Source organism: Protofrankia sp. CiP1_Cm_nod1 (genome assembly GCF_920888515.1).
Lineage (GTDB): Bacteria > Actinomycetota > Actinomycetes > Frankiales > Frankiaceae > Protofrankia.
The window spans coordinates 1-7046 of the sequence record NZ_CAKKTM010000373.1; the positions used below are offsets into that span (position 1 = coordinate 1).

Here is a 7046-nt window from a genome sequence, read left to right on the forward strand (position 1 = left end):
GCCGTCCGCCCGCCGGCTCCCGCACCGGCTGGCCGCGCCCGGCTCGCCGGTGCGCATGCCCGGTGGCGCGCCGGCGAAGAAAAGTCGGTACGGCGGCCCGGCGCGGTGTGCCTGTCACCATTGCCCACCATTGCCGGGACGCCGTACCAGCCTCGCTGTGCCCAGGGATATGTCATGTGCCTGCCGGCCACCGGTGGTGCTCAGGAACCCGCGAACTCCTGAACCAGTGCGGCACGCTGTTTGGCACCCAGGCCGCGCAGGCGACGGCTGTCGCTGATCGCGAGCCGCTCCATGATCCTTGTGGCGCGGACGCGGCCGACGCCGGGCAGGGATTCCAGAACAGCGGCCACCTTCATCTTTCCGATGACCTCGTCGGTATCGGCTCTCTCCAGGACGGACGCGAGGGACACTTCCGCCTTCTTGAGCCGTCCCTTGAGTTCCGCACGCTGCTTACGCGCCAACGCAGCTTTCTCGAGGGCAGCAGCCCTCTGCTCGGGCGTGAGGGGCGGCAGGGGCACGGGTACGCCTCCTTCTTTGGGGTGATCACGGCGCCGCGCAAACTAGCGAATAACGGGTGTCTCGGTCCAGCCGGCGGTACGGGCACATCCGCGGACTATTGTCCACAGGACGGGGTCCATACGTTGGCCTGAATCGGGTTGCCGCCACACGCGCCCTTTGCTTTCGGTCGCTCGCGGACCACCGTACCGGGCAGATCCCCTCGAGATGGCCGGAGTGGGGCCTGTGTGATGTCACACCAGGTCAGCGGCACCGTGGCCGGGTCGCCATCCGGCCACGAACCGGGCCGCGGCAGCCCCCGGATCGTCGGTGGCAATGATCGGACGGCCGACCACGAGAAGATCGGAACCTGCGTCGACAGCTTCGGCGGGTGTTGCGGCACGCGCCTGATCATCGGGCCGCGACCCCGCCGCACGGATGCCAGGTGTGATAAGAGTCACATCATTTCCAACTTCCGAACGGACCGCGGCGACCTCCCGGGGGCTGCACACCACCGCGCGCGCGCCCGCGGCCACCGCCAGTGCCGCGAGCCTGCGCACGACGTCCAACGGCGTCCCGGCGAACCCGACGGCGGCCAGCTCCGCGCCCCCCAGGGAGGTCAGGACGGTCACCGCGGCGACCTCGACGTCGGGCGCGGCGTCGACCGCGGCGCGCACCATCGCCGTGCCCCCGGCGGCGTGCACCGTCACGTACCGGGGCGCCAGCCGGGCCACGGAGCGCATCCCCGCGGCCACCGTGTTGGGGATGTCGTGCAGCTTGAGGTCGAGGAACAGCCCGACACGCTCCTCGGCAGCCTGGGCCCCGGCAGCACGGGCCGTGGGGCCGGCAGCGGAGGCGGTGGGGCCGGCAGCGGAGGCAGTGGGGACACCGGGGACAGGGGGCCCGCCGGCGCCCGGCCCGTCCGCGGCCGTGCCAGGCGGGCGCCCTGTCCCGCGTGGCACGTGCGCTGTCTCGCGCGGCACGTCCGTGGCCAGGTCCCGCAGGGCCGTCACGATGCCGGGGCCCTCCCGGTGGAACAGCCCCAGGCCCACCTTCAGGACGGCCACGTGCGGGGCCACCGCCGCGGCCAGCCGCAGGGCGGACGGCCCGTCGGGCACGTCCAGCGCGACCGCCAGGGGTGGGCGTGACGTCCAGGTGCCCACCCGGGTCCGAGGGAACGCGGTCATCCGGCCTCCGTCATCCGCACGCCGTCATCCGGCCACCGTCATCCGGCCACCGTCGTCCGGCCACCGTCGTCCGGCCACCGTCATCCGGCCACCGTCATCCGGCCACCGTCGTCCGGCCACCGTCATCCGGCCACCGTCGTCCGGACGCGGTCATCCGATCACCGTCTGCCGGTGGGCGTCGCCGGCGGGGGCGGGCGCGGTACCGGCGGGCCCGCCGGTACGCTGATCATCAGTGGGCCGGCCGGCGTCCTGGCCGGTGCCGGGGCCGTACGTCCGCTCCCAGGCGTCGTGCAGCCCGGCGTGGAAGCTCTGTAGCGGCCGCACACCCATGTCGCCGCGTATCAGGGCCTCGATGGCCTGCACGCAGGCGGCGGCGCCCTGGATCGTGGTGACGCAGGGCACGCCGGTGGCCACGCACGCTGCCCGGATCTCGTACCCGTCCAGCCGCGGCCCGACCCCCCACGGCGTGTTGATCACCAGGTTGATCTGGCCGGATATGATCATCTCGACGCAGTCGACCAGGTCCGGGTCGGGCACGGAGTGCTTGCCCAGAACGACCGCCTTCACCCCGTTGCGGCCCAGCACCTGCGCGGTCCCCTCGGTGGCGTAGACGACGAAACCGAGGTCGGCGAGCCGCTTGACCGGAAATATCATCGCCCGCTTGTCCCGGTTGGCCACCGAGACGAACACCCGGCCGTAGACCGGCAGCGACAGGGACGCGGCGGCCTGGGACTTGGCGTAGGCGGCGCCGAAGCCGGCGTCGATGCCCATCACCTCGCCGGTGGACTTCATCTCCGGGCCGAGCACGGTGTCCACCCCACGGCCGCCGGCGTCCCGGAACCGGCCGAAGGGCAGCACCGCCTCCTTCACCGCGATATGGGAGTCCAGCGGCAGGACCGCGGCGTCGCCGTGGGCGGGCAGCAGCCCCTCCGCGCGCAGCTGCGCCACGGTCGTGCCGGCCATCACCCGGGCGGCGGCCTTCGCCAGCGGCACCGCGGTCGCCTTGGACACGAACGGCACGGTCCGCGACGCCCGCGGGTTGGCCTCCAGCACGTACAGCACGTCGGACTGCAGCGCGTACTGGACGTTGAGCAGGCCGCGCACGCCCACGCCCTCGGCGATCAGCCGGGTGGACTCGCGGATGCGCTCCAGCTCGCCGCGTCCCAGGGTGATCGGCGGCAGCGCGCAGGCGGAGTCGCCGGAGTGGACCCCGGCCTCCTCGATGTGCTCCATCACGCCGCCGAGGTAGAGCTCGGTGCCGTCGTAGAGCGCGTCCACGTCGATCTCGACGGCGTCGTCGAGGAACCGGTCGACCAGGACGGGGTGCCGCGGGCTGATCTCGGTCGCCCGCTCGATGTAGCGGCGCAGCATCGCCTCGTCGTAGACGATCTCCATCCCGCGGCCGCCGAGGACGTAGGACGGCCGTACCAGCACCGGGTAGCCGATCCGTTCCGCCACCGAGCGGGCCTCGTCGAAGTGGGTCGCCACCCCGTGCGGCGGCGAGGGCAGCCCGGCCCGGGCGAGCACCTGCCCGAACAGGCCGCGGTCCTCGGCCAGGTGGATCGCGCGCGGCTCCGTCCCGACGATCGGGACGCCGGCGGCGGCCAGCGGCGCGGCGATGCCCAGCGGGGTCTGGCCGCCGAGCTGGACGATCACACCGACCAGTTCCCCGGCCTGCCGCTCGGCGTGGACGACCTCCAGGACGTCCTCGACGGTCAGCGGCTCGACGTAGAGCCGGTCGGCGGTGTCGTAGTCGGTGGAGACCGTCTCCGGGTTACAGTTGATCATGATCGTCTCGTAGCCGGCGTCCGAGAGCGCCATCACCGCGTGGCAGCAGGCGTAGTCGAACTCGATGCCCTGCCCGATCCGGTTGGGCCCGCTGCCCAGCACGATCACCCGCGGCCGGCCGCTGGGGGCGACCTCGGTCTCGCTGTCGTAGGACGAGTAGTGGTACGGCGTGGCCGAGGCGAACTCGGCCGCGCAGGTGTCGATGGTCTTGTAGACGGGCCGGATGCCGGCGCGGTGGCGGGCCGCGCGCACGGCGTCCTCGGTGGTGGCGAGCAGGTCGGCGAGCTGGGCGTCGGAGAACCCCGCGCGCTTGGCCCGCAGGATGTCCGCCGGGGCGAGGTCGGCCAGGTCACCGGTGACGGTGGCGGCGATCCGGTTGAGGTGGTCGATCTGCTCCACGAACCAGGGGTCGATACCGGTCACCTCGGTCACCCGCAGCCGGTCCGCCCCGGCCCGCAGCGCCTGCTGCACCGTGCGCAGCCGGCCGTCGTGCGGGACACCGGCCCGCGCCAGCAGCTCCTCGGCGTCCCCCGGGCCGCCGGTGAAGCCGAACACCGCCGACGGCTGCTCCAGCGACCGCAGCGCCTTCTGCAGCGCCTCGGCGAAGCTGCGCCCGACCCCCATCGCCTCGCCGACGGACTTCATCGTCGTGGTCAGCGCCGGGTCCGCCCCGGGGAACTTCTCGAAGGCGAACCGGGGCACCTTGACCACGACGTAGTCCAGCGCCGGCTCGAAGGCCGCCGGGGTGGTGCGGGTGATGTCGTTGGGGATCTCGTCCAGGGTGTACCCGAGCGCGAGCTTCGCGGAGATCTTCGCGATCGGGAACCCGGTGGCCTTCGAGGCCAGCGCCGACGACCGGGACACCCGGGGGTTCATCTCGATCACGACGAGCCGCCCGGTCGCCGGGTCCACGGCGAACTGGATGTTGCACCCGCCCGCGTCGACACCCACCGCGCGCATGACCGCGATGGCCATGTTGCGCATCTGCTGGTACTCGCGGTCGGTCAGCGTCATCGCCGGGGCGACCGTCACCGAGTCGCCGGTGTGCACCCCCATCGGGTCGACGTTCTCGATCGAGCAGACCACGACCACGTTGTCGGCCCGGTCGCGCATCAGCTCGAGCTCGAACTCCTTCCAGCCGAGCACGGACTCCTCGACCAGGACCTCCGAGGACGGGCTCGCGGCGATGCCGTCCGCGGCCATCCGGCGCAGCTCGCCGGCGTCGTGGGCGAAGCCGCTGCCGGCGCCGCCGAGGGTGAAGCTCGGGCGCACCACCACCGGGTAGGAGAACTCCTCGGCGGCGGCCAGGCACTCCTGCGGGGTCGTGCAGATGGCGCTGCGGGCGGTCTCGCCGCCGACGGCGGCCACGATGTCCTTGAACGCCTGCCGGTCCTCGCCCGCGCGGATCGCGTCGATGTTCGCGCCGATCAGGCGGACGCCGTAGCGGTCGAGCACGCCCGCGGCGTGCAGGTCCATGGCGGTGTTCAGCGCGGTCTGCCCGCCCATGGTCGCCAGCAGCGCGTCCGGACGCTCCTTCTCGATGATCTTGGCGACCGTCTCCGGGGTGATCGGCTCGACGTAGGTGGCGTCCGCGAGGTCCGGATCGGTCATGATCGTGGCCGGGTTGCTGTTGACCAGCACCACCCGCAGGCCCTCGGAACGCAGCACCCGGCACGCCTGCGTCCCGGAATAGTCGAACTCGCACGCCTGGCCGATGACAATCGGCCCCGACCCGATGACCAGGACGCTGGTCAGATCCTCCCGCCGCGGCATCAGCGCACGACCTCCCGTCCGCGTCCCCGCCTACCTGCCCCCCGGCCCGCCCCGCGGGCACCCGGCTGGCGGCCCGCCGGACCCGGGATGGCCGGCCCGCGGGCCGGCTCGCAGCGTCCCATACCCGGCCCGTCGCGGTGCCCCACGACACCGTGCCCGCTGGGCCTCGTCAGCGGACAGCCAGGACCGTCGGGCGTCACCGGCGGGCAGCCATGAGATCGCGGAAGCGCTCGAACAGGCCGTGCGCGTCGTGCGGGCCCGGCGCCGCCTCGGGATGGAACTGGACGCTGAATGCGGGCACGTCCAGGCAGGCCAGCCCCTCGACCACGTTGTCGTTCAACGCCACATGACTGACCTCGACCCGCCCGTACGGAGTGCGTGTGACGCCGTCGAGCGGCGCCCGGACGGCGAAGCCGTGGTTGTGGCTGGTCACCATGATCCGGCCGGTCGCGGTCTCGGCCACCGGCTGGTTGATCCCGCGGTGGCCGTAGGTCAGCTTGTACGTCTCGAAGCCAAGCGCCCTGGCCAGCACCTGGTTGCCGAAGCAGATCCCGAAGAGCGGGACCCCGGCGTCGAGCACCCGGCGCACCGCCTGGACCGCGTAGTCCGCCGCCGCCGGGTCGCCCGGGCCGTTGGACAGGAACACCCCGTCCGGGGACAGCTCCAGCAGCGCGTCGGCGCCGCTGCGCGCCGGCAGGACGTGCACCTCGCAGCCGAGGGCGCTCAGCGCGTTCGGGGTCGCCCGCTTCATGCCCAGATCGAGCGCGGCCACCCGGAAGTAGGGGGCGTCGGTGGCCGCCCGCACGACGTAGGGCGCGCGGGTGCTCACCTGCGGCGCCAGGTCGGCGCCGACCATGCTCGGGCTCATCCGCACCCGTTGGAGCAGCTCGCCGGGATCCTCCGTGGCCGGGCCGATGCCGCACCGCATCGCCCCGCGCTCCCGCAGGTGGCGGGTGAGGGCCCGGGTGTCGATGCCGCTGACGCCCACCACCCCGGCGTCCGCCAGCTCGTCGTCGAGGGTGCGCCGCGCCCGCCAGCTCGAGGCGATCCGGCTCGGGTCGCGCACCACGAAGCCTGCGACGTGAATCCGCTCCGACTCGTTGTCGTCGTCGTTGACCCCGGTGTTGCCGATGTGCGGCGCGGTCATGACCACGATCTGCCGGTGGTAGGACGGGTCGGTGAGGGTCTCCTGGTAGCCGGTCATACCGGTGGCGAAGACGACCTCGCCGAAGGCCTCCCCCCGCACGCCGAACGCCTCACCGACGAAGTCGCGCCCGTCCTCCAACATCAGCCGGACGTCCGAGCCGCCGGCGCGCGGCGCGGTGGAGCGCGCCGGCCCGTACAGATGGCCGGGCAGGCCACCCGCCACCGACGCCCGACCGCCGGAGCTGTCCCCGCCTACGCTCACCACGTCCCCAATCCGTTGCGACGCGTCCCCGGCCCGCCCCGGCGGGCCGCCGCCCCGCGGGCCCGCCGGGGCACTCACCCAGGTGTCCTTCATCTTGCGGACGACCTCCCCCAGCGGGGACGTCAGTGGATCGACACCGCTGGCCTGACCATCGGCCCGCGCGGTGTGCCCGGTCCCATCCGGCGGGCGCCGCCGCCCGCCGGGCCCACCGGGCCCGCCCGGCTCACCGGGACCACCTGCCGGGGCAGGCCCGCCGGCCGGTGGATAGCCCGGCCCGCCCGGCCCGTCCGGCCCGGGCCCGGGCGGCAGCGGTGCACGCGCCGCGGTGGACGACGGCGGGTGGGTGACCACCGTTATGGGCGAACCGCCCCGCCCCGTCGTGGACGGGCCACCGC

At 73.5% G+C, this 7046-nt stretch carries 4 protein-coding genes; all 4 read right to left on the bottom strand.

Features of this window, described 5'->3' with window-relative positions; genetic code table 11:
* Positions 1-200: 200 nt before the first annotated feature.
* The 4 genes from mihF to carA all read right to left on the bottom strand — a co-directional run bounded on the left by mihF (position 201) and on the right by carA (position 6531).
* Positions 201-518, bottom strand: coding sequence for an integration host factor, actinobacterial type (mihF, locus tag NBX02_RS16660; protein WP_250284822.1), 318 nt, complete (start codon positions 516-518; stop codon positions 201-203).
* 231 nt (positions 519-749) lie between these two features.
* On the bottom strand, positions 750-1682 hold the full coding sequence (gene pyrF, locus NBX02_RS16665; RefSeq protein WP_250284821.1) for an orotidine-5'-phosphate decarboxylase: 933 nt from the start codon (positions 1680-1682) through the stop codon (positions 750-752).
* Positions 1683-1832: 150 nt separating this feature from the next.
* Positions 1833-5243 carry a carbamoyl-phosphate synthase large subunit gene (carB, locus tag NBX02_RS16670; protein ID WP_250284820.1) on the bottom strand — a complete coding sequence of 1137 codons (3411 nt, stop codon included), beginning with the start codon at positions 5241-5243 and terminating at the stop codon, positions 1833-1835.
* Positions 5244-5439: 196 nt separating this feature from the next.
* Complete coding sequence (carA, locus tag NBX02_RS16675) at positions 5440-6531, bottom strand: glutamine-hydrolyzing carbamoyl-phosphate synthase small subunit (RefSeq protein ID WP_250284833.1); 1092 nt, start codon at positions 6529-6531, stop codon at positions 5440-5442.
* Positions 6532-7046 lie beyond the last annotated feature (515 nt).

What these genes read in the sequence shown, in the direction of transcription:
- pyrF (WP_250284821.1), bottom strand. Translation starts at nt 1,682, where the DNA reads ATGACCGCGTTCCCTCGGACCCGGGTGGGCACCTGGACGTCACGCCCA.
- carB (WP_250284820.1), bottom strand. Translation starts at nt 5,243, where the DNA reads ATGCCGCGGCGGGAGGATCTGACCAGCGTCCTGGTCATCGGGTCGGGG.
- carA (WP_250284833.1), bottom strand. Translation starts at nt 6,531, where the DNA reads ATGTTGGAGGACGGGCGCGACTTCGTCGGTGAGGCGTTCGGCGTGCGG.